Origin of the sequence: Streptomyces sp. NBC_01549 (genome assembly GCF_026339955.1) — a bacterium.
Classification (GTDB): domain Bacteria; phylum Actinomycetota; class Actinomycetes; order Streptomycetales; family Streptomycetaceae; genus Streptomyces.
Map to the genome: position 1 here is coordinate 385,179 of NZ_JAPEPW010000001.1, position 23,695 is coordinate 408,873.

Sequence of the window (23,695 nt, forward strand, 5' to 3'; positions counted from 1 at the left end):
ACGGCAGCGGAACCTAGCTGGCCACCACCGAGGCCAACATCAACGACACCAAGAAACTCCTCGGCCTGCTGGGCCCGTTGATGCACGCTCCCCCGGCGGCGGCTACTTCTTCGCCCTGCCGGGCGTGAAGGACCGCTCCGACTGGCTGGGTCCCCGTTTGCTGAACAGCTGAACAAACGTTCACGACAGGGCCTGCTCTGCCCAGATGGTCTTGCCGGAGGGCGTGTAGCGTGTTCCCCACTGCTCGGTGATCTGGGCGACGATGAAAAGGCCGCGGCCGCCCTCGTCATCGTTGGCGGCGTGGCGAAGGTGGGGTGAGGTGTGCCCGGTGTCGGAGACCTCGCAGATGAGGCTCTGGTCGCGGATGAGCCGGACATGGATCCGTCCGGCTGCGTGACGGATGGCATTGGTGACCAGCTCGCTGACGATCAGTTCGGTGGTGAACGACAGGTCTTCGAGTCCCCACTCGACCAGTTGGCCCGTGGTCGCCGTACGGGCGTCGCGGACCGTTGCCGGGTCGGCGTCCAGCTCCCACACCGCCGTCCGGTGCTCATCGAGCATCTGCGTGCGTACGAGGAGCAGGGCGGCGTCATCGCCCACGGGCCCGGGCAGCAACGTCGCCACCGCACGGTCGCAGAGCTCCTCCAGGGGAAGCCGGTGCTGGGCGAGAATGCCGGCGAGCAGGCCGAGCCCCACGTCGGTGTCGTTGTCGGGGGCTTGGACAAGGCCGTCGGTGAAGAGGGCGATGAGGCTGCCCGCGGGTAGCTGGAGTTCTGCGCTCTGGAAGGGCGGGCCACCCAGCCCCAGGGGTGGGCCCGGCGGGAGTTCCGGATAGGTGACGGCGCCGTTGTCCGGGCTCACGACGGCGGGTGGCAAGTGGCCCGCACGCGCCATGCTGCACAGCCCGGACACCGGGTTGTACACCACGTACAGGCAGGTCACCCCGAGGGCCTCGGCGCCCTCGGAGCCGGTGCTGTCCCCGCCGTGCACACTCGCTTGTTCCTTGGCGTTCTGCCCGACCACGTCGTCCAGGTGCGCGAGGAGCTCGTCCGGAGGAAAGTCCAGCCGGGCGAGGACGCGGACGCTCGTACGGAGACGTCCCATGGTGACGGCAGCGTGCAATCCGTGGCCGAGCACCTCGCCGACGACCAGGCCGACACGGGAACCCGACAACGGAATGAGATCGAACCAGTCACCGCCGACCCCGGACCGGCTGTCGGCGGGCACATAGCGGCTCGTCGGCTCGACAGCCGTCTGCGGCGGCAGGCTACGGGGCAGCAGGCTTCGTTGGAGCCTGAGGGAAGCGGCGTAACCACGCGTACTGACCCCCATCAGCACGACGCCGAGCAGCAGGGCTCCGAGCCCCACGACGGTCACTCCGCCCGTCCGTCCGATGAAGGGCAGGTCGATGGAGGTGGCGCCGTAGTCGGGGTCGGCATAGACGACGAAGGCGGCGTAGTAGAAGAAGTAGAACATCAACAGCCCGCCCAGACCCGGCAGCAGGCCCTTGAACAGGAAGTCCCGGGAACTGCGGGTGAGCACCTTGCGGTAGTACCAGACGCAGGCGAAACCGGTGAGGCCGTAGTAGAACGCGATCGCGAGGCCGACCGATTCGATGGAGTCGGCCAGGACGTTGCGGCTGATCGTCGTCAGCAGGATGAGGAAGCCGATGGAGACCAGGCCCACGCCGACCGTCGACCAGGTCGGGGTGAGGAATCTGCGGTGGACCCGGGCGAGGCGGGAGGGGATGGCCTTGTGCGCGGCCATGGAGAAGACGGTCCGGGCCAGGGGCAGGATCGTGGTCTGGGTGGAGGCGACCGCGGAGGTCAGCACCATGAAGATCAGCAGCTTGCTGAAGACCCAGCCCGGGCCCTGGCTGCCGAAGACGGCGTTGCCCAGGCCCGAGAGCACATCCCCGGAGTTGTTCGTGTTGCCCAGCCCGATGCCCTCGGTGCCGACTCCGGCGAACGCTTGCGCCGAGGTGGAGACCAGGCCGTAGACGATCAGCAGTAGCACGGTGGAGATGACCGCCGCACGTCCGGGGGTGCGCGTACTGTCGGCGGTCTCCTCGTTGACGGTGACAGCGGTGTCCCAGCCCCAGTAGATGAAGACGGCGGCGAGGACGCCTGCGGTCAGTGCTCTGGCCGAGTCTACGTGGAGGGGGTTGAACCAGGAAGCGGAGACGTGGATCGCGGTCGGAGGCGGGCTGACGTAGACCCTGACCAGGGCCGTGACGGCAAACAGGACCAGCATCGCCACCTCGGTGCACAGCAGCCAGCGCTGAACGGTGGCCGAGACCTCGATGCCGACGTAGCAGACCGCGGTCGTCACGATGATCCAGATGACGCCCGCGACGGTGGTCCACATCCTGCTGTCCGCGAGTGAGTCGAAGCCCAGGAGCCGGAAGCCGTAGATGCCGGCGATCTCTGCGAGGTTCGCCATGACGATGACGTCGGCGACGATGATGCCCCAGCCGCCCATCCAGCCCGTGCGCGGACCGAAGGCGCGGGTAGCCCAGGTGAAGGCCGTCCCGCAGTCGGCGTCGCTCGTGTTGAGCTCCTTGTAGGCGTAGGCGATCAGCAGCATGGGGATGAAGGCCAGCATCGTGATGATCGGGGCCTGCAGCCCGACCCCCGCCACAATGAGGCCGAGTGTGGCCGCCAGGCTGTACGCCGGGGCGGCGGAAGCCAGTCCGATGACTACAGAGGAGAACAGCCCCAGGGCGTCGGTTTTCAGCCCCTTCTTACCGGCGGCCGAGCCAGGCGCAAGCGGCGCGGCGGACTCTGCGGGACCACCGAAGAGCTTCACATCCGATTCCAACTCCGCAGCTCGCTCGCGGTGTCCCCGGCTTCGAAGGAAGACAGGTCGAGGGTGTGGTCGGCAGGGCCCAAGCCGATCCCCAGCGGGGGTGCGGGGTACAGGTCGCCGCCGATCTGGGCCTCGTCCTTGTCCACCAGGTACAGGCAGGCCACCTGAAGTGGGCCGGGCCGGTCCGGCAGCGGCCACAGCGGCACGTGCTGAGCGGCCTCGGCGACCGACCGCACCTGGGCCGGCTGGCGCCTGTGCTGCGTGCGGACCACGCAGAAGAACACGATCAGTGAGGAGAGCACCGCGAGGGCAAGGACATGCACCATCACGTTCCGGGAGAACAGCACGCCGAAGTGCCACCCGATGAACGCCTGGGCCGCCACGGCCAGGGCTCCGATCACCCCGGTCAGCAGGGGCCCGGCGAACGAGGCGGTGATCGCCGACGCGATGACCAGCAGCGGACCGAGATGTACGTCGGCCGGGACCAGGATGTCCACCACCGTGATCACCACGATGAGCACAACCGGGATCACGAGCAGCGCATGGCCCGATTGCCACGGCTGCCTCAGACCAACAAAGCGCTGCCGCAAACCCACATCTTCCACAGTGCACCGTCCGGAGGCGGCTGACGAGCGCGGAGTACGGCGCCTTTCTCGGCGCGCGACCGCCACTCCGCGTACGTGCCTCGACCGAAAGGTCTGGACACCTACGGGCCCCGGGCGCCTGAAAGAGCAAGTGGCCGTTGTCGACAAGACACGAGAACCGCAACGCGCGGACGGAAGTGGCGGCGCTCCGGCCGGTCGCCGCGTACTGATCGCCGACGCGTTGCCGACGCGTTTCCTGGCGGCCGCCCACTCCAACGCGGGAACTCCCGGGAAACCGCAGGTACGGGCGGGAACACTCCTAGCACGCATTGGGGCCCTGGCCGGGACGTTTCCCCTGGTCAGGGCCCCAATGGCAGACAAGTCGGGCTGTACGCCGGGTACAGCATGAGCCGCCCCGATTACGGGCTGCCGTATCTCAGCTCTCCTCAGGCGTCAGTCGCAAGGAGATCGAGTTGATGCAGTACCGCTGATCCGTCGGCGTCGGATACCCCTCGCCCTCGAAGACATGCCCAAGATGCGACCCGCACCGCGCACACCGAACCTCGGTCCGCACCATCCCGTGAGAACGGTCGGACACAAGTTCCACCGCATCCGAGTTGCGTGCATCGAAGAAGGACGGCCAGCCACAGTGGGACTCGAACTTCTCGTTCGAGGTGAAGAGTTCGGCACCGCAGGCCCGACAGGAGTAGACACCCTTGGTCTTGGTGTCGGTGTACTCGCCCGTGAAGGCGGGCTCGGTGCCCGCCTTCCGCAGGACGGTGTACTCGGCAGGGGTCAGCTCCGCGCGCCACTGCTCGTCCGGCTTTTCGATGTCGTACGACATGAGCTCAACCCCTCACAAACGTCACGGCTACTTCGACAGGCGGGCCAGGATCTCGGGACCGAGGTCCGTCACGTCTCCCGCGCCCATGGTGAGAACGAGATCACCGGGCTTCGCCATTCCCGCGACGACCGAGGGCACCTCCGCCTTGTCGTGCACCGGTGTCACGTCCGCGCCCGCCGCCCGCGCCGCCTCGATGATCAGCTCGCTGGTGACGCCCGGGATCGGGTCCTCGCGGGCCGGGTAGATGTCCAGCACGATCGAGGCGTCGGCCAGGGCCAGGGACTCGCCCATCTCCTTGGACAGCTCCTGGGTGCGGGAGAACAGGTGGGGCTGGAAGACCACCAGGATGCGGCCGTCGGCGCCGGCGCGCATGGCCTCCAGGTCGGCCGTCATCTCGGTCGGGTGGTGCGCGTAGGAGTCGACGACCTGGACGCCCGCCTCCTCGCCCTTCAGCTGCAGACGCCGCTTCACGCCCGTGTAGGCGGCGATCGCGGGGGCCAGCTCAGCGGCCGGCACGCCCAGCGCCGCGCCCGCCGCCAGCGCGGCCACCGCGTTGTGGGCGTAGTGGCGGCCGGGGACGGAGACGGTGAAGGTCAGCTCCGTGCCGTCGAGGACCACCGTCACCTCGCTCTTCAGGCCCTGGGGGACCACGGACAGGACCCGTACGTCCGCGTCCGGCGCGTCGCCGTACGTCACCACCCGTACGTCCGCCGGCAGGCGGCGGGTCAGTTCGCGCGCGCCCTCGTGGTCCGCGGAGATCACCAGCGTGCCGCCCGGCACGATCTTGCCCGCGAAGGTCTCGAAGGACTCGTAGATCTCGTCGATGGAGGCGTAGTTGGCGTGGTGGTCGAGCTCGACGTTGAGGACGATCGCGACCTCGGGGGCGTACTTGTGGAAGCTGCGGTCCGATTCGTCGGCCTCGGCGACGAAGATCTCGCCGTCGCCGTGCAGGGCGTTCGAGCCGGGGGCGTCCAGGTCGCCGCCGATCGCGTACGAGGGGTTCAGCCCCAGTTCCGAGAGGGACACCGCGAGCATCGACGTGGTCGTGGTCTTGCCGTGCGTGCCCGCGACCGCGATCGGACGCAGGCCGTCCATCAACCGGGCGAGGGCGTCCGAGCGGTGGACCACGGGGATGCCGAGCTCGGCCGCGCGGGCCAGCTCCGGGTTGTCCGCGTGGATCGCCGAGGACACGACCACGCAGGTGGCGTCGGACGCCAGGTGGTCCGCCGCGTGACCGATGTGCACGGTCGCGCCCAGCGCCCGCAGCGCCTCGGCGGTGGCGGACTCCTTCGCGTCACTGCCCGCCACGTTCGCCCCGCGCTGCGCCAGGATCTTGGCGATGCCCGACATTCCGGCGCCGCCGATGCCGATGAAGTGCGGTCGGTCCATGGCGGTAGGAAGGCCGGCTGCCATGCGTGTATCTCCCAAGATCCGGTACGACGATGAGCGCGCCCAAGCGAAAGCACGCGCCCCCAGCCTATTGCGTGCGGCGGCAGGCGCTCTGTAAGGGGCGCGGGGCTGTGACATGCGCGGCTCCGCCGCGCGGCCGCGACCAGCCACAACGTGCCCGCGTCGCGAGAACCGCCGAACCCCCACACCCCCACGGCCAAGTCCAGCGGCGCCTACACCTTGCTGTGCGAGAACAGCTTCAGCACCGGCACGCCGACCTTGTGGCGGGCCCGCGAGGCCCAGTCGCGGTGGAAGAACTCCTCCACGTAGTGCGGGTCGGTCAGCACGATGACCTCGTCGGCGTGGATCTCGTCGACCAGCGCCTTCAGCGCGTCCAGCGGGTGGTCCTCGATGAGCCGCCCCTCGGCCTCGCTGCCGGCCGAGTGCAGGGCCACCAGCGACACATCGAGGGCCTGCTGCCCCTGACCGGCCGCGTCCGCGCCCTCCGGCGTCTCACGCTCATGGGCCGCCTCGTCCAGCTCCCCGAGCGCGACGTCGTCGATGGCCCGCAGCAGCCGGTCGGCCTGGTCGCCGCGCGGCTGGAGCAGTACATGGAAGGCGACCACCTCGTCACCGTGCAAGGTAGTGACGAACTCCACGTCGGCGGACGTCAGGGCCTTCTCGATCATCAATACGCTTGTGAACACGACAGGCGCCCTTCTCCTCCGTGGGCCTCCCTGGCCCCCTGCGGAAACCATCCTGCCCCGTGATCGCACGGGGACTGCGAGTTTTAGTGTGCCCGGCGGAAGATAATCGGAACGATCTGTTCCGCCGTCTTGCCGGGACCGGGGTCAGTCTTGCCGGTACCGGTGTCGGGGTCGACACCGGGGTCGACGGCCGGGACCGACGGTCAGGGGCGACGGTATCGGGCGAAGAGGAATCCGGCCTCCTCCAGGAGGGACGCCAGTTCGAACCGCTGGGGAACAGCCATCGAGGGCCCCCCGACGATCCGCTGCGCGTCGCCCGCCGTGAGTGTCGGCGAAAGGGTCAGACAGAGTTCGTCGAGGACACCCGCCGCGGCCATCTGACCCAGCAGCCTCGGGCCGCCCTCCGTCAGCAGCCGGGTCATGCCGCGCTCGGCGAGGGCACGTACGGCCCGTACCGGGTCCACGCCCATGCCGTCCCCGGCGATCACCACCCGGGCGCCCGCCTTCTCGGCCGCCGCCACCCGCTCGGGGGCCGCCGCCGCGCCCGTCAGGACCAGCGTGGGCACCAGGGGCGAGGTGAACAGCGGCAACGAGAAGTCGAGGTCGAGGCGCGCGGTGACGACGGCGATCGCGGGCGCCGGGCCCTGTCCCGCCGCCTCCCGCAGCGCCGCGAACTCGGCACGCGCGCGTGCGGGGCGGTAACCCTCCTGGCGTACCGTTTCCGCGCCGACGACCACGACGTCCGCGAGAGCCCGCAGCACTCCGAAGATCCGCATGTCGGCGGCGCTGGAGATGCCCTGGGACTTCCCGTCGTGCTGGGCCGCGCCGTCGAGCGTGGAGACCATGTTGGCGCGCAGCCAGGGCTCCCGGGCACCGGCGGAGCGGTCCTCGGGGTAGGCGTACGCCTCCGCCAGCTCCAGCAGCTCCCACTCACGGTCTGCCGTGTCCGTCACCGCCGCACCAGGGCCATCGGGGCGCCCGGCGGTGGCCTGGGCTGCTGTTTCGTAGGTCACAGGGAACAGGCGTCGCATGTCGTGCAGTGTGGCACGGCCCTTAGAGTGGGTAACCGTGTCGTCCTCCACCGCCGCTTCCGGGATCGAACCGATACCCGAAGCAGCCCCCTCGTCCCTGTGCGCCCGCGAGCCGCACGTCCCCGCGGACCGGCTGGTCGCCGAGATGGTGCCGCCCCCGCGCTTCGACTCGGTGCGCTTCGAAACGTACATTCCGGACCCGAACCAGCCGAGCCAGACCGAGGCCGTGCGGGTCCTCGCCGGCTTCGCGGCCGGTCTCGGCGGGGCACACGCCCTCGGCGGCGGCAAGCGGGGCTTCTTCGGCTTCGGCAAGGCCAAGGCACCGAAGACCCCGGCCGGCCCCCGCGGCGTCTACCTGGACGGCGGCTACGGCGTCGGCAAGACCCACCTGCTCGCCTCCCTGTGGCACGCCACCGCAGCCGAGCCCGCGCTCAAGGCCTTCGGCACCTTCGTGGAGCTGACGAACCTGGTCGGCGCGCTCGGCTTCCAGAAGACCGTGCAGACGCTCTCCGGGCACCGCCTCCTGTGCATCGACGAGTTCGAACTCGACGACCCGGGCGACACCGTCCTGGTCTCCACCCTGCTGGGCAAGCTGGTCGACGCGGGGGTCGCGCTCGCGGCCACCTCGAACACGCTGCCCGGCAAGCTCGGCGAGGGCCGGTTCGCGGCCGCCGACTTCCTGCGCGAGATCCAGGGGCTGTCCGCGCACTTCCGGCCGCTGCGCATCGACGGCGAGGACTACCGCCACCGCGGACTGCCCGAGGCCCCGGCCCCGTTCACCGACGAGCAGGTCACGAAGGCCGCGTACGCCACCGCCGGGGCCTCCCTCGACGACTTCCCGCATCTGCTCGACCACCTCGCGCGCGTGCACCCCAGCCGCTACGGCGCCCTGACCGACGACCTGAAGGCCGTCTGCCTCACCGACGTCCAGCCGGTGCCGGACCAGTCGACAGCGCTGCGACTCGTGGTGCTCGCCGACCGGCTATACGACCGCGAGGTGCCCGTCCTCGCCTCCGGAATGCCCTTCGACCAGCTCTTCAGCGAGGAGATGCTGAACGGCGGCTACCGGAAGAAGTACTTCCGCGCGATCTCCCGGCTCACCGCGCTGGCCCGCGACGCCAAGGGCCTCGTCGAGGCATAGTTTTCGGCCCCTCCACGACGTTTTCGGCCCTCTTCACTGTGAAACGTCGAGTTAACCCTGCAAACAACTTGCCGCGTTAACATATGTATTGACATGGGGGACGAGACGCCGGGAGGGGGCGCATGGTGCGAGGTACGACGGCCCGACCCCTGTACATGGTCCTCGCCGCCGTCCTGATCAGCCTGCAACTCTTCGCCCCCACCGAGGCGTTCGCGTCCGCGCACAGGGGCGAAGTCGTCTCGTGCGCCGAAGCGGAGCATCCGCACAAGGTGGCACCCCCACTGGGCGCCCGTCAGCGGACCCGCGACGAGGATCTCGTCCCCGACACGCCCGCGCGCGCCCTGCTGGCGAGCGACCCCGCGGCCTCGTACCCGCCGCTCGCGCTCGTCCCGGCGCACCCGCGCACGTCGAGATCCTCGACCGCCCACTCCCCCGCCGCACTTCAGGTCTTCCGCTGCTGAGCGGAGCGCGTCCCCCCACGCTCCGTCTTGTAAGCCGACGCGCCCTCAGGGCGCGCCAGGAGGAACTGACATGCAACCCCTCATCGACCATGCCCGCTCCTTCGGCCGGCGGCCCGAGGATTTCGCCTCGCTCGCCGACGGCCAGTCCCCGCAGGTCCTGTTCATCACCTGCTCCGACTCCCGGGTCGTTCCGGCCCTGATCACCGGCGCCCGCCCGGGCGAGCTCTTCGAGCTGCGCACCGCGGGCAACATCGTCCCGCCGTACGTCCCCGGCCGGCCGACCTCCGAGGCGGCCACCGTCGAGTACGCGGTGGACGTGCTCGGCGTGTCCGAGATCGTGGTCTGCGGCCACTCGCACTGCGGCGCCGTCGGCGCGCTGGTGCGCGGCGAGGACCTGACGGCCGTACCCGCCGTACGCGACTGGCTCGCACAGGCAAAACGCCCGTCCCACGCGCCGGACGACGACCCCACCGTCGCCGACGCGGTACAGAACCACGTCCTCGCGCAACTGCTCAGGCTCCGCGGATACCCCTGTGTGGAAAGGGCCCTGACGGCGGGCCGGCTGCGTCTGCACGGCTGGTACTACGAGGTCCACACCGGAGCCGTGCGCGAACACCGTGCGCACACCGACACCTTCGAAGCGCTGTGAGCGGCGCCATGAACACTTCGAGCCTCATGAGCAAACTCCCCCACCTGCGGCAGGACTTCGCCGCCTCGATCGTCGTGTTCCTGGTCGCCCTGCCGTTGTGCGTGGGTGTCGCCGTCGCCTCCGGCGTCCCGGCCGAACTCGGCCTGGTCACCGGCATCGTGGGCGGTCTCGTCACCGGCCTGATGCGCGGCAGCAGCCTGCAGGTGTCGGGCCCGGCGGCCGGACTGACCGTGCTGGTCTTCGAGGCCGTGCGGGAGTACGGGCTCGCCGTCCTCGGAGTCGTCGTGCTCGCCACGGGTGTGCTCCAACTCCTCATGGGCGCCCTGAAGCTGGGGCGCTACTTCCGGGCCATCTCGGTGGCCGTCGTCGAGGGCATGCTCGCCGGGATCGGCCTCGTGCTGATCGCGGGCCAGCTCTACTCGATGGCCGGGCTCAAGGCGCCCGCCTCCGGACTCGACAAGCTCGCCGGGCTGCCGGAGGCCGTCGTCGACGCGGCCCGCGGCACCGAGGCGCTGGCCTCGGTCGGACTCGGGGCGGGCACGATCGCCGTGCTCGTCCTGTGGCGGCGGCTGCCGCGACGGGTGCGTACGGTGCCGGGGGCGCTCGGCGCGGTCGTACTGGCCACGCTGGTGGCCTCGGGGTTCGGGCTGCCGGTGGCCAAGGTCGAGGTGCGGGGGCTGGTGGGCTCGATCCAGCTGCCGAGCCTGGATGCCTTCGGCGAGCTCGCGAGCGTGGGCGTGCTCGGTACCGTGCTCGCCTTCACCCTGATCGCCTCCGCCGAGTCGCTGTTCAGCGCGGCGGCCGTGGACCGGCTGCACAACGGCCCGCGGACCGAGTACGACAGGGAACTGATGGCGCAGGGCGCGGGCAACACGGTCTGCGGACTGCTCGGCGCGCTGCCGATGACCGCGGTGATCGTGCGCAGCGCGGCGAACGTCCAGGCGGGCGCGCGGACGAAGGCGTCCCGCGTGCTGCACGGCGTCTGGCTGCTGCTGTTCGCGGCGCTGCTGCCCGCCGCGCTCGGTGTCATCCCGCTGCCCGCCCTCGCCGGCATCCTGGTGCACGCGGGCTGGAAGCTGATCCCGCTGCGCGAGATCGCCTCGTTGTGGCGCGAGCATCGGGGTGAGGCGCTGATCCTCGTCGTCACGGCGGTGTCGATCGTCGCCGTCAGCATGTTCGAGGGGGTGCTCATCGGGCTCGCCCTGGCCGTCGTCAAGACGGCGTGGGAGGCCTCGCACGTCCGCCTGGAGGTCATAGACAAGGGTGCGGGCCCCGTCCAGGCGTATCTGTCGGGCAACGCGACCTTTCTGAGGCTGCCGAAGATCCTCGACAGCCTCGAGGCGCTGCCCCAGGACCGCCCGGTCGAGCTGGACCTCTCCGGTCTGCACCACCTCGATCACGCCTGCCGCACCGCGCTGGAGAACTGGTCGGCGCGGCACAGTGAGGCGGGGACGGAACCGGTGAAGGTGACCCCCTGCTGACCACCGCCTGACCACCGGGGGCTCGCGGTCGGAGATCCTCGACCGCGAGCCCGCGTGAGGCATATCGTGGAATTAGTGGTGGTATGCGGCGGCTCGAAAGGGGGTCGTCATGCTCGATGAGCTGTTGGCCACGGCCGCGGTGGTCGGTACCGCCGGGGTGGTGTACATCGTCGCGGCGGCCCGGGTCGTCAAACAGTACGAGCGGGGCGTGGTGCTCCGGCTCGGGCGGCTCAGGGGTGGCATCAGGCCGCCCGGGTTCACCATGATCATCCCGGGCGTGGACCGGCTGCGTAAGGTCAACATGCAGATCGTGACGATGCCGGTGCCCGCGCAGGACGGCATCACGCGGGACAACGTCACGGTGCGGGTCGACGCGGTCATCTACTTCAAGGTGGTCGACGCGGCCGACGCGGTCATCCAGGTCGAGGACTACCGCTTCGCGGTCTCGCAGATGGCGCAGACCTCACTGCGCTCGATCATCGGCAAGAGCGACCTGGACGATCTCCTCTCCAACCGGGAGAAGCTCAACCAGGGCCTGGAGTTGATGATCGACAGCCCGGCCATGGGCTGGGGTGTGCAGATCGACCGGGTCGAGATCAAGGACGTGTCACTGCCGGAGACGATGAAACGGTCGATGGCCCGGCAGGCCGAGGCCGACCGTGAACGGCGGGCCCGCATCATCAACGCGGACGCCGAGCTCCAGGCGTCGAAGAAGCTGGCGGAGGCCGCCGGGGTGATGTCCGAACAGCCCGCCGCACTCCAACTGCGCCTGCTGCAGACCGTGGTGGCGGTCGCCGCCGAGAAGAACTCCACCCTCGTCCTGCCCTTCCCGGTGGAACTGCTGCGGTTCCTGGAACGGGCACAGGCCCAGCCGGGGGCGCCGACGGTGGAACAGATACCGACGCGTCCACGGCCCGACGAGCACAGGGGCGACGGGCACAGGGACGACGAGTTCGTGCTCGACGAACCCAAGGGTGCCAAGTTCAGGCGCGACGAGGCCGAGGACGACGAGTTCCCGCTCGACAACCCCGACGCGGGCCCTCGCCCCAGCCCCGACTGATCGCCCGCCCGATTGCCACGTACGGTCCGCGCCTCATCGCGAACACGACCCCGACAACCGTCCGGAACCGGCCGTCCTGGTCACCCTCGAAGAGGCCTGAGCACGACTCGCGGGTACCCGGCACGCATCGCACCATCGAGGCACACGGCCGGAAGGGGGTTTGAGTGCGTTCTGGTGAGCGGGAGTGAGTGTCAGCGGTCTGGCTGTGATGGTGCGTGGGGGGGGGCTCTTTGGGGAGGGAACGGAAGTTCTTGTGTCGAATGGGTGACCTCTGTGGGTGGTGCTCGTTGGATACGGCGTCGGGATTTCGGCGTCGCGGGGGGGGTGACGGGGTGGGCGGGCTACGGGAGCTGAGGCCGTCGTTCGTGGTGCCGGGTCCTTCGGGGGTGGCGGTGCGGGACCGGCTGCGGATCTCGGAGGCGGATGCGGCGGTGCTGCGTGAGGTGGGTGTGTTTCTGGGGTCGCTGGCCGCGGGGGATCTCGCGGTCCGTTCCCGGCAGGGGCTGGCGCATGACGCGGCCGGGTGGGCGGCGCGTAAGCGGGAGCTGACCGGTGGCTCGTCCGCGCGGTGGGCGGGGAGTATCACCAAGGCCACGCACGATCAGTGGGCGCTGGCCCGGCGCGGCCAGGCGGCGGAGATGACGTGGCTGCGCGGGCAGATCGGACAGATCCAGGCGCGGCTGGCCCGCCCGCTGGGCGCGAAGGCGAGCAGGCGTGAGGGGCTGGTGCGCGGGTATGCCTCGCGGTCCCAGTGGCATGCCAAGTTCCGCCGCCTGCACGCGTTGAAAGGCCGGCTGGCGGCGGTGGAGGCGGACTGGTCGGCGGGCCTGGTGCGCGTGGTGCGCGGCGGGAAACGGCTCGCGCATCTGCGCCACCACCTCGGCGAGGCCGGGCTGGAGGAGCCGGGGTGGCGGGAGCGGTGGCGGGCAGCGCGGATGTTCCTGTCCGCCGACGGCGAGTCCGGCAAACGCTGCGGCAACGAGACCATCCGCGTCACCACCAGCGGACGGATCTCCCTCCGCCTCCCGGCCGCCCTGGCCCATCTGGCCAACGCCCCGCACGGCCGCTACGCCCTTAACGCGACCGTGGCGTTCAAGCACCGGGGCCAGGAGTGGCTGGACCGGGTCACCGCGAACCGGGCGGTCGCCTACCGCATCCACCACGACCCGCTGCGGGGCCACTGGTATGTGACGGCGTCCTGGCAGCGCGCCGCTGTCCCGGTCCTGCCGCTTCAGGCGGCCCTCGCCAAGGGCGTGGTCGCGGTGGACATGAACGACGACCACCTCGCCGCCTGGCACCTCGACGTGCACGGCAACCCGGTCGGCGAACCCCGGCGCTTCTTCTACGACCTGACGGGCGGCGCCGCGCACCGGGACGCCCAGATCCGCCACGCCCTGACCCGGCTGCTGCACCACACCCGCCGCAGCGGGGCCGCCGCGATCGCCATCGAGGACCTGGACTTCACCGACGGCACGTCCAGGGAGAAGCACGGCCGCAACAAGCGTTTCCGCCGTCTCATCTCCCGCTTCCCCACTGCCCGGCTGAAGGCCCGGCTGGTGTCCATGGCCGCCGAGCAGGACCTCGCGATCGTCGCGGTGGACCCGGCCTACACCTCCCGGTGGGGTGCCCAGCACTGGCAGCAGCCCCTCACCGCTCCCACCCGTACCACCACCCGCCACGACGCGGCAGCCGTGGCGATCGGACGGCGCGCCCTCGGGCATCCGATCCGGCGACGGACACCACCGCCCCCGCACGACCAGAGTGATCGTGCGGGGCATCGGAGTGTCCAGGCCCGACGGGAAACCCGACGGCGTGAGGAAACCCGCCCCCACCTACCCGGACCACGCACCAGATGCGCGCCGCCCGGCAGTGGCACGAAAGCGGGCGACCAGCGTGCCCAACACCGTTCGGGACACGCGGCTGAGCAACAGTCCTGGCAACAGGACTCACTCCCGCTCAGTCTCTAGGAACGGTTCGATCCTGCGCGCGGACAAGGGAGGCGGACAAGGGGAGCGGACAAGGGGAAAGGGAACCGACGCACAAGGCCGTCCGGTATTCGCCGGGTCCAGCCGGGTGACTTCCGTGCCACCGTCACCGGGCACAGGAAGACAATGGGCGAATAGTCAGACTTGCCCATATATCTTCATGTGATGATCATTCCAGTACGACGATTCGCCGCGACCTGCGCCCTCAGCGCACTCGGGGTCGCACTCACCGCCTGCGGGACACCGGGAACCCCGCACGCCGCCCGACCGGGATACCCCGCGTCGGCCTCGGGCAGTACCAGCACCCCACCCTCGCGACCCCCCACGCTCGCCCCCGGCTCCAGCGGTATCACCCCCGTCTTCACCAACGGTCCGCGGACGGCGGGCAAGACCGTCGCGCTGACCTTCGACGCGGACATGACCGCGAACGAGGGGCCACGCGCGGCGGCCGGGGAGCACTTCGACAACCCCCAACTGATCGCCACACTGCGCGCGTTCAAGGTGCCGGCGACCGTGTTCATGACGGGGCGCTGGGCCGACGAGTACCCGAAGGAGGCCAAGGACATCGGGCAGGACCCGCTCTTCGAGGTCGCCAATCACTCGTACAGCCACTACGCCTTCACCGACAGCTGCTACGGCCTGCCCACCGTGCCCCAGGAGCGGATGCGGGCCGAAGTGGAGGAGGCCTACACCGCCTTCAAGAAGGCGGGCGTGCCCCACGCGATGCCCTACTTCCGGTTCCCCGGCGGGTGCTACGACCAGCAGGCACTGCGCACGCTGAGCGCGGTGGGCGTGACCGCCGTGCAGTGGGACGTCGTCAGCGGGGACGCCTTCGCCACTGACGCCGACGCCGTGGCCCGTCAGGTACTGGAGGGCGTGAAGCCCGGCTCCGTCGTCGTCATGCACTGCACGCGCAGCGCGGCTCCGGTGACCGAACAGGCCCTGCGGACGATCGTCCCCGAGCTTCGGAAGCAGGGTTTCCGCTTCGTGAAGGTCTCCGAGATGATCGGCTCGGCGACGCAGGGCGAGCGGCACGGCACCACGTAGGCGCGCTCCGGTCCCGGCCTACGCTGGGACCCATGAGCGACGACTACTGCGCCACCCCGGCGCTCCCCGCCCCCGCCCCCGCCCCGGCACCGGACCCGACCGACGCCGGGCCGCCGTTCGCCGAGTGCGTGCTGTGCCGGAAGCCGACCGAGTACCCGGAGTCGTACAAGGGGATCACGCTGTGTCCCGTCTGCGAGTGGCAGGAGGCACAGCGGACCGCCTGTTCCGGGTGACGGCGACCGCCGCCGAAGAACCGATCTTCCGCCTGGCACACTGGAGGGCGTGAGCAGCGACCCGACCGTAGCCGACGCACCCGGCCGACCCGACACACCCGGCTCGGCCGAGGACAGCCCCTTCCGATCCGAGCGCACCGCGCGCGACGAGGCTCCGCAGTTCGTGCTGCCGCTGGTCGTGCGTATCGAGAAGGCCGCTCCCCCGGCGCGTACGGACGCGCTGGAGACCGCCGCCCGCGCCGTGCTGACGATCCTCAGCGATGAGCGGGCCCTCGGGGACGGCGAGTGGGCGCAGGCCGTGCGGGACTGGCAGGACGCCCGGATTCGCAAGGTCGTACGACGGGCGCGCGGCGCCGAGTGGCGGCGGGCCGATGCGCTGCCCGGCATCACGGTGACCGGGAAGTCCGCCGAGGTGCGCGTCTTCCCGCCGGTCCCCCTGGACGGCTGGCCGAAGGACCTGGCCAAACTCCAGGTCTCGGGCACCGATCTCGACGACCCGGAGCCCCCGGTCGACGCCGACCCGACCGCGCCGGTGCTGTGGCTCAACCCCGACCTCGACATGTCCGCCGGCAAGACGATGGCGCAGGCCGGGCACGGCGCGCAGCTGGCCTGGTGGGAGCTGTCGGACGACGAGCGGGCGGCCTGGCGCGACGCCGGTTTCCCCCTCGCCGTCCGCACCGCCGACCCGGCACGCTGGAGTGGACTGACCACCTCCGGGCTGCCGTTGGTGCGCGACGCGGGCTTCACGGAGATCGCGCCGGGGTCGTGCACGGTGGTGGCCGACCATCCCGCGCTGCGCTCCTGACCGACCCCGAGTGACCTACGGACCCGAGGAGGCGCGATGGCCGAGGCCCGGCTGGACGGCAGGGTCGAACGCGGCAACCGTACGCGGCAGTTGGTGCTCCGCCGCACGGTCGACATCGCCTCGGTCGAGGGGCTGGAGGCGTTGTCCGTGGGCCGTCTCGCCACCGAGCTCCAGCTCAGCAAGAGCGGGGTCTTCGCACTCTTCGGCTCCAAGCAGGAACTGCAACTGGCCACCGTGCGGGAGGCGGCGCGCACGCGCATCTACGTCGAGCAGGTGATCCGGCCCGCGTCCGAGACCCGCGCCGGTGTTGCCCGGGTGGGGCGGCTGTGCGAACTCTGGCTCGACTACTCCCAGGGCAGGGTCTTCCCCGGCGGCTGCTTCTTCTACGAGGTCATCGCCGAGTTCGACGCCCGGCCGGGGCCCGTGCACGACCCGGCCGGTCGCGGGCCGGGGTTCGCGTTCGCGCCGCCGGTCGACGTGCCCGTGGGGGCGGCCCCTCTGGACGAGGCACTGCGGCTGCTCGGACGTACGCCGAAGAAGTGGCCGCTGCCGGCCGACGACGCTCGGGAGCAGCGGATTTGACCAGAACAGAGGATTCGCTTTAGTCGCGCTTGAACATTCCCGGCGCCCCGCACGTACCTCACGTCGCTGGCCAAGTACAGGTTTCCAACGACCAGTTGGTTTCCCCCGGGAGGCTCGTTTTGCGGCGTATCAATGGTTCTGCCTTTGTCATCGCGGCGCTCGCCGCCACCGTCGGCGCGCTCGCGTTCCCGGTGTGGTCGTACGCCGACCGCGCGGGCACTGGACAGGCGAATCTCGCGGCAGGGACGGTGAACACACAGTGGGGGCCCCTGTCCGCCTCCGACCGTGATCTGATCGTTCGGGTGCGGCTGGCCGGGCTCTGGGAACTTCCGGCGGGACAGCAGGCGATCGAGCGAGCCCCCAACAAGGCGATCAAGGAGGCGGGGGACCACCTGATCGTCGGCCACACCGACCTCGACAAACGGGTGCGGGTCGTCGCGGCCCAGCTCAACGTCGAACTGCCGAACCAGCCGAACGCGCAGCAACAGGGCTGGCTGCAGGAGATGACCGCGGCGACAGGCACGGAATACGAACGGAAGTTCGTGAACCTGCTGCGGGCCGCGCACGGCAAGATCTTCCCGGCGATCGGCGCGGTCCGTAACTCCACCCGCAACTCACTGGTCCGGCAGCTGGCCTCGGACGCCAACCAGACCGTGCTCGACCACATCACCATCCTGGAGAAGACCGGGGCCGTCGACTTCGACGCCATCGCCAACGACACGGCGGCCCTGTCGACCGCGAGCCCGACCGGTCCCCCGGCGCCGGCCGCCGGAGTCACGGCGCCCTCCGCACCGCCGGTGCAGCCCGGGGACGGCGTCGTCGCCACGTCGAGTCCCTCACCCGCGCCGCCCGGCCAGGTCAACACCGCCCGGCCGGAGCCCTCGGATCCGGACAACGTGCTGCGATAGCCGGTGCGGCGGCCGGTGCTCGGGCAGCCCGGCGGAACCTCAAATATTGCTCTGAACGTCCGCCGAGGTGGGTTCGGCCCTGGATCCCGGGGCCATGACTCCGTCACGCCGGAACACGGGTCCGTCGTCAGGAGACAGCAGACAGGGTTCGAGCGGCGATGGAGGAGGCGACATGACACAGCCGAGGCGGCTGGGAACAGGAATCGGGTGGCGGCCGGAGATCGCCGAGGCCGTGGAGCGCATGCCCGGCATCGACTGGGTCGAGGCCGTGGCGGAGAACCTGTGCCCCGGGCATATCCCCGAGTCGCTGCTGCGGCTGCGCGCGCGGGGCGTCACGGTGGTACCGCACGGGGTCTCGCTCGGCCTCGGTGGCGCGGACCGGCCCGACGAGTCCCGTCTCACCGCCCTCGCGGAGCGGGCCGAGGCGCTGGGCTCGCCGCTCGTCACGGAGCACATCGCGTTCGTACGGGCCGGGGGCGCGCTCACCGCGTCGCCGCTCCTGGAGGCCGGGCACCTGCTGCCGGTCCCCCGCACCCGGGACGCCCTCGACGTGCTGTGCGAGAACGTCCGTATCGCGCAGGAGGCCCTTCCCGTCCCGCTCGCGGTCGAGAACATCGCCGCGCTGATCTCCTGGCCCGGGGAGGAGATGACCGAGGGGCAGTTCCTGTACGACCTGGTGGACCGCACCGGCGTACGCCTCCTCATCGACGTGGCCAACCTCCACACGAACCACGTCAACCGGGCCGAGGATCCCTCGAAGGCCCTCGCCGAGCTCCCCGTCGAGGCGATCGCCTACGTCCACGTCGCCGGCGGCTTCGAACGGGACGGCGTCTGGCACGACAGCCACGCCCACCCCGTCCCCCAGCCGGTCCTCGACATCCTGGCCGACCTCGCCGCCCGTGTGAGCCCACCGGGGGTCCTCCTGGAACGCGACGAGAACTTCCCGGACCCGAGCGAGCTGGAGAGGGAGCTCGGAGCGATCAGGGTCACCCTGACGAAGGCGCGGGCGCGGGTCGCGACGCCGTCCCGCACCCCGGCACGCCCGGACTCGGGTGAGGCCGCCGCCACTCCAAACGGCACCCCCGGGGCAGCCGGGAGCCGCGCGCCCGACGTGACCCAGGATGCTCGGCAGCGGCTCGCTCTGGGGCAGGCCGCTCTGTTGTCCGCGCTCGTCGCGGGCACCCCCGTGCCCGAGGGGTTCGATCGGGGGCGGCTCGGTGTGCAGGCGCGGGCGCTCGCGGCCAAGCGGGCGGATGTCGTGGCGAAGGTGGCGGCGGAGCTGCCGGAGATCCTCAAGGACGCGTACCGGTCGGCGTTTCTCGCGTATGCGCAAGGGCATCCGATGAGCGGTGGGTACCGGCGCGACGCGTTGGACTTCGCCGAGTACATGCTGCTCGCGGGGCACCCCGAGGACGCGGAGACGCGGCGGCGGTTGCGGGAGTGGTGGCTGGAGCGGTCCGGCCCGACTCCGCCGTCGCAGCGGCCCACGGCCCGGCTGGCCCGCGCGACCCGACGGGTCCTGCTGCGCCGCTGATCCCGCCCGCCCGGCAGGCGCCGACGCGCCCTCCTACGCGCGCCGTAGTCCCTCACCCCGGCAGAGTGTGCCGGGGTTAACACCAGGGCCCGCCCCGCCGGATTCCACGTCCGGTTTCCGCGGTTTCCTGACGGTCTGGACTCCGGTCGAACTACCCCATTCGGCGCCTTCCCCCCACCCGCTAACCCTTCCTCCTCGTACGGCAGTTGGCGTAGTGCCCGAACTAATATGCCAACCCGCACCCGTAGCGCACTAGCGTGCGGTGCCGCAACAGGAGGCACCATGCGATCCATCAACCGCACCGGATTGGTCAGTGGGACAGGACTCATCATCGCGGCCCTCACCGCGACCCTCGTCGCGCTGGTCTTCCCTATCTGGTCGTACGCGGACCGCGCCGGCACCGGCCTGGACACCCTGAAAGCCCAGTCCGTGTCGACCCAGTTCGGTCCGCTGTCCGCACTGGACCGGGAGTTCATCACCAAGGTCCGGCTCGCCGGGCTCTGGGAGCTGCCCGCCGGCCAGCAGGCCGAGGAGCGCGGCACCAACCAGGCCGTGAAGACGGCGGGCGCGCACCTCGTCGAGGGCCACACGTTCCTCGACGCGCGCGTCCGGAACGTCGCCGCACGGCTCGGACTCGAGCTCCCGAACCAGCCCAATCCCCAGCAGCGCGGCTGGCTGGCCACGCTCGACGCCGCCCACGGCACGGACTACGACCGGAAGTTCGCGAACATCCTGCGCAGGGCCCACGGCAAGGTCTTCTCCGTCGTCGCCCAGGTCCGCGCGAACACCCGCAACTCCCTCGTACGGGACCTCGCCGACGACGCGAACACCACGGTGCTCGACCACATCAAGGTCCTCGAAGCCACCGGGTACGTGGACTTCGACGCCCTCGCGCAGGACGCCGCGACCGCGAGCCCGCCGCCGCTCACGGCTTCCCCCGCCCCGCCGGGTCCCGTCCAGTCCCCGGACAGCCCCGTCCCCGTCACCCCGTCCGGGTCCTATCCGCTACCCCCGGCCGCATCCCGCGCCAAGGACCAGCCGAGCGGCACCCCTTGATGGACACCGGAACGTCACAGAGCCACAACGCTCCCTCCATATCGGGGGCAGACCGTGGCGCCGGCCTGGACTCTTCGCGTAGAAACACGCCATGTTCTGGGTCCTTCTCCTGCTCCTGGCCTGGGCCGCGGCCGGTATCTCCTGCACTCGGCTGTGCCTGGCCGCCGTGCGCGCGGCGGCGGTCGACACCGACGCGACGCGCTGGCACCACCTCACGCTGTACGAGGCCGCGTTCCTGTCCGGCGGCCCCGCCCGGGTCGCCGATCTGACCATGGTGTCGATGGCCCGTCAGCGCCGGCTGCTGCTCGCGCACACGGGCTGGGCGACCGTCGTGGACCGGCGCGGTCGCGACGAGATGGAACGCTCGGTGATAGGGGCCATAGGCCCGCAGGGGCAGTCCCGGATAGCGCCCGTACGGGCGAGCGCGGCCACCGCGGACTCCGTGCGTCGCCTCGCCGACCGTCTCGTCGCCGCGGGCCTCGCCGTGCCCGACGGCGCCCGTACCACCGTCGCGGGCGCCGTCCGTCAGGTCCAGGCCGCCGCCGCGGCCGTCCTCACGCTCGGCGCCGTCGCCGTACTGATGCCCTCTCAGGCCCGGGCGAGCGGGAACGACGTACCGATCGCCGTGTGGTTCTCGCTCCCGCTCATCCTCACACTGAGCTGCCTCGCCGTCGCCCGCATCGAGGTCCACCCGTACACACGCTGGGCCTCCCCGGCCGGGCAGCGGCTGCTCGGCACCCTCGCCCGGCACCCCGACGCCGCCGGGGACGACCGCACGTATCTCACCTCGGTCGCCGTACGCGGCATCCGCGCGGTCGGCGAGCCGGAGCTGCGCGCGGCCTTCGCGCACCGCGACCGCAGCCCCGAGCGGCAGCGCTGACGGCGCCCGAGGGGGCGCATAGGGGTCATTGGGGCCGACACCGGCACCAGGTGCTTTACTTCATCAACTGACGAACCAAACATCCCTTTTGTTGCTGCCGTGCGCCGAAGGGATACGCGATGAGAGCTGCCGTCCTGTACGGAACCACCGGGTCCTTGCTTCTGAGCGGCCTCGTCGCCTCTCCCGCCGGTGGTGCGGCGGCCTGGCCGGACCCCGCGGCCTCCCTCGAGGCGCGCGGCACCACCGTCGCCGCCTCCCGCGCCGCGACGGCCGGCATCCACTGGGGCACGTGCCCCAAGAAGAACGACTTCCCGGTCGAGATGCGCTGCGGCACGGTCACCGTGCCGCTGGACTACGCGCACCCCGACGGCAAGAAGATCAAACTGACCGTCAGCCACGCCGGCGCCACCGGCAAGGACCTGCGCAACTCCAAGCACAAGGTGCCGCGTCAGGGCTCCCTCGTCTACAACCCGGGCGGCCCGGGCGCGTCCGGCATGTACTTCCCGCTGATCGGCTTCCTTCCCGAGTGGAAGCGCGTCGCCGCCGCGTACGACCTCGTGGGCTACGCCCCGCGCGGCGTGGACCGCTCGGCCCCGCTGTCCTGCGAGGACCCGAAACACTTCCTGAAGGGGCCCGCGCAGTCGCCGACGTACCCCTCGGAGACGTACAAGAAGGAGCGCATCGCGGAGGCACGGACGTACGCGCGCGGCTGTCTCAAGCGCTCCGGGCAGGACATCCGGCACTACACCTCGCTCAACAACGCCCGCGACCTCGACGTGCTGCGCGCCGCGCTGGGCGAGCGGAAACTGACGTTCATGGGGGCCTCGTACGGCACGTACTTCGGCGCCCTGTACGCGACGCTCTTCCCCTCGCACGTACGCCGGATGGTGTTCGACTCCGCGGTGAACCCCGATCCCCGACAGATCTGGTACCGGAACAACCTCGACCAGTCGGCCGCGTTCGAGGCCCGCTGGGCGGACTTCCGCGCGTGGATCGCCAAGCACGACAAGGAGTACGGGCTCGGCACCACGCCCGAGGCGGTGCTGCACAACTACGAGAGGGCGCGGGCGCGGCTCGCCGCGACACCCGCGGGCGGCAAGGTGGGGCCGCGCCAGTTGCAGGGCGCGTTCCTGGAGGCGGGGTACTTCGACGACTACTGGCCGCAGCGTGCCCAGGCGCTGTCCGCCTATCTGAAGGGCGACCCGAAGCCGCTGATCCAGCAGGCCGGGCCGCATCCGGAGGCGTCGGCCGAGGCCGAGAACGGCAACGCGGTGTACACGGCCGTGGAGTGCAACGACGCGGCCTGGCCCACGGACTGGCGTACCTGGGACCGGGACAACACGCGGCTCGCGCGCGTGGCGCCGTTCGAGACCTGGGACAACGTGTGGATGAACCTGCCCTGCGCGTACTGGCCGGTGCCGCGGCACAAGCCCCTCGATGTGCGGACGCTGCCCGGGGCGCTCGCGCCGGTCCTGATCCTGGCGGCCGAGCGGGACGCGGCGACGCCGTACGAGGGAGCGGTGGAGCTGCAGCGGCGGCTGTCCGGCTCGGTCCTGGTGACCGAGAACGGGGCCGGGACGCACGGGATCGCGGGCGGGCCCAACAGTTGCGTCAACGGCTACTTGGACGCGTATCTGCTGGAGGGCCGGCTCCCGAAGCGGCGCGCGGCGTGCGCGCCGCACGCGGAGCCGAAGCCGACGGCGCCGGATGGTGACAAGACCACCCGGCACGACACGGAGGACCCGGAGGACCCGAAGACGACCCGTCAGGCCCCCTGATCAGGCGAGACCGGCGACCAGCTCGGCCACGGACTTACGGCGGCCGGTGTAGAACGGGACCTCCTCGCGGACGTGCATGCGGGCCTCGGAGGCGCGCAGGTGGCGCATGAGGTCGACGATGCGGTACAGCTCGTCGGCCTCGAAGGCCAGCATCCACTCGTAGTCGCCGAGGGAGAACGAGGCGACCGTGTTGGCGCGCACGTCCGGGTAGCCGCGGGCCATCTTGCCGTGGTCGGCGAGCATGCGGCGGCGGTCCTCGTCGGGCAGCAGGTACCAGTCGTAGGAACGCACGAACGGGTAGACGCTGATGTAGTTGCGGGGCGTCTCATCGGCGAGGAACGCCGGGATGTGGGAGCGGTTGAACTCGGCGGGGCGGTGCAGTGCCATGTTCGACCAGACCGGCTCCAGGGCGCGGCCCAGCCGGGTGCGGCGGAAGAGGTTGTACGCCTCCTGGAGCTGGTCGCTGGTCTCGGCGTGCCACCAGATCATCAGGTCGGCGTCGGCGCGCAGCCCCGACACGTCGTAGGTGCCGCGGACGGTGACGTCCTTCGCTGCGAGCTGGTCGAAGAGCTCCTGGACCTCGTCGGCGAAGCCGGCACGGTCCTCGGGCAGCACGTCCTTCAGCTTGAAGACGGACCACAGGGTGTAGCGGATGACCTCGTTGAGGTCCTTGGCCTTCTTGCCGATGTTCGGGATCTTCGCGGGGCCGGTGGTGGGGGCGTCGTCACTCAT

General features: G+C 70.8%; 22 protein-coding genes. 15 read left to right on the forward strand and 7 right to left on the reverse strand.

Going from position 1 to position 23,695, the window contains the following annotated elements:
* Positions 1 to 180: 180 nt before the first annotated feature.
* The 6 genes from OG819_RS01625 to OG819_RS01650 all read right to left on the reverse strand — a co-directional run bounded on the left by OG819_RS01625 (position 181) and on the right by OG819_RS01650 (position 7,363).
* A complete protein-coding gene (locus OG819_RS01625) occupies positions 181 to 2,820 on the reverse strand; it encodes a SpoIIE family protein phosphatase (protein ID WP_266647669.1) in 2,640 nt (879 codons plus the stop codon).
* Positions 2,805 to 3,341, reverse strand: a complete 537-nt coding sequence (locus tag OG819_RS01630; protein ID WP_256258578.1) for a hypothetical protein — start codon at positions 3,339 to 3,341, stop codon at positions 2,805 to 2,807. Before OG819_RS01630 ends, OG819_RS01625 begins: the two co-directional genes overlap by 16 nt.
* A gap of 487 nt (positions 3,342 to 3,828) precedes the next feature.
* Positions 3,829 to 4,236 (reverse strand): peptide-methionine (R)-S-oxide reductase MsrB, encoded by a 408-nt coding sequence (gene msrB / locus OG819_RS01635; RefSeq protein ID WP_266629885.1) that lies wholly within the window; start codon positions 4,234 to 4,236, stop codon positions 3,829 to 3,831.
* Between the two features lie 27 nt (positions 4,237 to 4,263).
* Positions 4,264 to 5,649, reverse strand: a complete 1,386-nt coding sequence (gene murC / locus OG819_RS01640; protein ID WP_266647671.1) for a UDP-N-acetylmuramate--L-alanine ligase — start codon at positions 5,647 to 5,649, stop codon at positions 4,264 to 4,266.
* Between the two features lie 209 nt (positions 5,650 to 5,858).
* On the reverse strand, positions 5,859 to 6,332 hold the full coding sequence (locus tag OG819_RS01645; protein WP_266629881.1) for an indole-3-glycerol phosphate synthase: 474 nt from the start codon (positions 6,330 to 6,332) through the stop codon (positions 5,859 to 5,861).
* A 203-nt stretch (positions 6,333 to 6,535) separates the two neighbouring features.
* Positions 6,536 to 7,363 (reverse strand): pyrimidine reductase family protein, encoded by an 828-nt coding sequence (locus tag OG819_RS01650; RefSeq protein ID WP_266647672.1) that lies wholly within the window; start codon positions 7,361 to 7,363, stop codon positions 6,536 to 6,538.
* A 37-nt stretch (positions 7,364 to 7,400) separates the two neighbouring features.
* Between OG819_RS01650 and zapE the strand changes: the two genes are divergently transcribed.
* From zapE to OG819_RS01725, 15 genes are all read left to right on the forward strand, one after another.
* Positions 7,401 to 8,504: a cell division protein ZapE gene (gene zapE / locus OG819_RS01655; protein WP_266586768.1), complete on the forward strand. Its 1,104-nt coding sequence runs from the start codon at positions 7,401 to 7,403 to the stop codon at positions 8,502 to 8,504.
* Positions 8,505 to 8,626: 122 nt separating this feature from the next.
* On the forward strand, positions 8,627 to 8,965 hold the full coding sequence (locus tag OG819_RS01660) for a hypothetical protein (RefSeq protein ID WP_266429749.1): 339 nt from the start codon (positions 8,627 to 8,629) through the stop codon (positions 8,963 to 8,965).
* Between the two features lie 70 nt (positions 8,966 to 9,035).
* The gene (locus tag OG819_RS01665) at positions 9,036 to 9,614 is read left to right on the forward strand and encodes a carbonic anhydrase (protein ID WP_266647673.1); all 579 of its coding nucleotides are present in this window, start codon (positions 9,036 to 9,038) and stop codon (positions 9,612 to 9,614) included.
* A gap of 8 nt (positions 9,615 to 9,622) precedes the next feature.
* A complete protein-coding gene (locus OG819_RS01670) occupies positions 9,623 to 11,095 on the forward strand; it encodes a SulP family inorganic anion transporter (protein ID WP_266647675.1) in 1,473 nt (490 codons plus the stop codon).
* A 109-nt stretch (positions 11,096 to 11,204) separates the two neighbouring features.
* Positions 11,205 to 12,155 (forward strand): slipin family protein, encoded by a 951-nt coding sequence (locus tag OG819_RS01675; protein ID WP_266647677.1) that lies wholly within the window; start codon positions 11,205 to 11,207, stop codon positions 12,153 to 12,155.
* A gap of 332 nt (positions 12,156 to 12,487) precedes the next feature.
* Positions 12,488 to 14,122 carry a transposase gene (locus OG819_RS01680; RefSeq protein WP_266647678.1) on the forward strand — a complete coding sequence of 545 codons (1,635 nt, stop codon included), beginning with the start codon at positions 12,488 to 12,490 and terminating at the stop codon, positions 14,120 to 14,122.
* A gap of 183 nt (positions 14,123 to 14,305) precedes the next feature.
* Positions 14,306 to 15,187 (forward strand): polysaccharide deacetylase family protein, encoded by an 882-nt coding sequence (locus OG819_RS01685; RefSeq protein WP_266647680.1) that lies wholly within the window; start codon positions 14,306 to 14,308, stop codon positions 15,185 to 15,187.
* A 32-nt stretch (positions 15,188 to 15,219) separates the two neighbouring features.
* On the forward strand, positions 15,220 to 15,420 hold the full coding sequence (locus OG819_RS01690; RefSeq protein WP_266647682.1) for a hypothetical protein: 201 nt from the start codon (positions 15,220 to 15,222) through the stop codon (positions 15,418 to 15,420).
* A 49-nt stretch (positions 15,421 to 15,469) separates the two neighbouring features.
* The gene (locus OG819_RS01695; RefSeq protein ID WP_266647683.1) at positions 15,470 to 16,225 is read left to right on the forward strand and encodes a peptidyl-tRNA hydrolase; all 756 of its coding nucleotides are present in this window, start codon (positions 15,470 to 15,472) and stop codon (positions 16,223 to 16,225) included.
* 36 nt (positions 16,226 to 16,261) lie between these two features.
* Positions 16,262 to 16,807: a TetR family transcriptional regulator gene (locus tag OG819_RS01700; protein WP_266647684.1), complete on the forward strand. Its 546-nt coding sequence runs from the start codon at positions 16,262 to 16,264 to the stop codon at positions 16,805 to 16,807.
* Between the two features lie 119 nt (positions 16,808 to 16,926).
* Positions 16,927 to 17,715: a DUF4142 domain-containing protein gene (locus tag OG819_RS01705; protein WP_266629859.1), complete on the forward strand. Its 789-nt coding sequence runs from the start codon at positions 16,927 to 16,929 to the stop codon at positions 17,713 to 17,715.
* A 172-nt stretch (positions 17,716 to 17,887) separates the two neighbouring features.
* Positions 17,888 to 19,249, forward strand: coding sequence for a DUF692 domain-containing protein (locus tag OG819_RS01710; protein ID WP_266647685.1), 1,362 nt, complete (start codon positions 17,888 to 17,890; stop codon positions 19,247 to 19,249).
* Between the two features lie 282 nt (positions 19,250 to 19,531).
* On the forward strand, positions 19,532 to 20,305 hold the full coding sequence (locus OG819_RS01715; RefSeq protein ID WP_266647686.1) for a DUF4142 domain-containing protein: 774 nt from the start codon (positions 19,532 to 19,534) through the stop codon (positions 20,303 to 20,305).
* Positions 20,306 to 20,396: 91 nt separating this feature from the next.
* Positions 20,397 to 21,185, forward strand: coding sequence for a TIGR04222 domain-containing membrane protein (locus tag OG819_RS01720; RefSeq protein ID WP_266647688.1), 789 nt, complete (start codon positions 20,397 to 20,399; stop codon positions 21,183 to 21,185).
* 119 nt (positions 21,186 to 21,304) lie between these two features.
* Entirely contained in the window at positions 21,305 to 22,963 is a 1,659-nt protein-coding gene (locus OG819_RS01725) for an alpha/beta hydrolase (RefSeq protein WP_266647689.1), read from the forward strand.
* On the opposite strand, the gene hemQ is transcribed toward OG819_RS01725, so the two are convergent.
* Positions 22,964 to 23,695 carry a hydrogen peroxide-dependent heme synthase gene (gene hemQ / locus OG819_RS01730; protein ID WP_266429793.1) on the reverse strand — a complete coding sequence of 244 codons (732 nt, stop codon included), beginning with the start codon at positions 23,693 to 23,695 and terminating at the stop codon, positions 22,964 to 22,966.

Excerpts from the sequence above, each read along its gene's own strand:
- msrB (WP_266629885.1), bottom strand. The coding sequence starts at position 4,236 with ATGTCGTACGACATCGAAAAGCCGGACGAGCAGTGGCGCGCGGAGCTG.
- murC (WP_266647671.1), bottom strand. The coding sequence starts at position 5,649 with ATGGCAGCCGGCCTTCCTACCGCCATGGACCGACCGCACTTCATCGGC.
- OG819_RS01650 (WP_266647672.1), bottom strand. The coding sequence starts at position 7,363 with ATGCGACGCCTGTTCCCTGTGACCTACGAAACAGCAGCCCAGGCCACC.
- OG819_RS01660 (WP_266429749.1), top strand. The coding sequence starts at position 8,627 with ATGGTGCGAGGTACGACGGCCCGACCCCTGTACATGGTCCTCGCCGCC.
- OG819_RS01665 (WP_266647673.1), top strand. The coding sequence starts at position 9,036 with ATGCAACCCCTCATCGACCATGCCCGCTCCTTCGGCCGGCGGCCCGAG.
- OG819_RS01670 (WP_266647675.1), top strand. The coding sequence starts at position 9,623 with ATGAACACTTCGAGCCTCATGAGCAAACTCCCCCACCTGCGGCAGGAC.
- OG819_RS01675 (WP_266647677.1), top strand. The coding sequence starts at position 11,205 with ATGCTCGATGAGCTGTTGGCCACGGCCGCGGTGGTCGGTACCGCCGGG.
- OG819_RS01685 (WP_266647680.1), top strand. The coding sequence starts at position 14,306 with ATGATCATTCCAGTACGACGATTCGCCGCGACCTGCGCCCTCAGCGCA.
- OG819_RS01690 (WP_266647682.1), top strand. The coding sequence starts at position 15,220 with ATGAGCGACGACTACTGCGCCACCCCGGCGCTCCCCGCCCCCGCCCCC.
- OG819_RS01700 (WP_266647684.1), top strand. The coding sequence starts at position 16,262 with ATGGCCGAGGCCCGGCTGGACGGCAGGGTCGAACGCGGCAACCGTACG.
- OG819_RS01710 (WP_266647685.1), top strand. The coding sequence starts at position 17,888 with ATGACACAGCCGAGGCGGCTGGGAACAGGAATCGGGTGGCGGCCGGAG.
- OG819_RS01715 (WP_266647686.1), top strand. The coding sequence starts at position 19,532 with ATGCGATCCATCAACCGCACCGGATTGGTCAGTGGGACAGGACTCATC.
- OG819_RS01720 (WP_266647688.1), top strand. The coding sequence starts at position 20,397 with ATGTTCTGGGTCCTTCTCCTGCTCCTGGCCTGGGCCGCGGCCGGTATC.
- OG819_RS01725 (WP_266647689.1), top strand. The coding sequence starts at position 21,305 with ATGAGAGCTGCCGTCCTGTACGGAACCACCGGGTCCTTGCTTCTGAGC.
- hemQ (WP_266429793.1), bottom strand. The coding sequence starts at position 23,695 with ATGAGTGACGACGCCCCCACCACCGGCCCCGCGAAGATCCCGAACATC.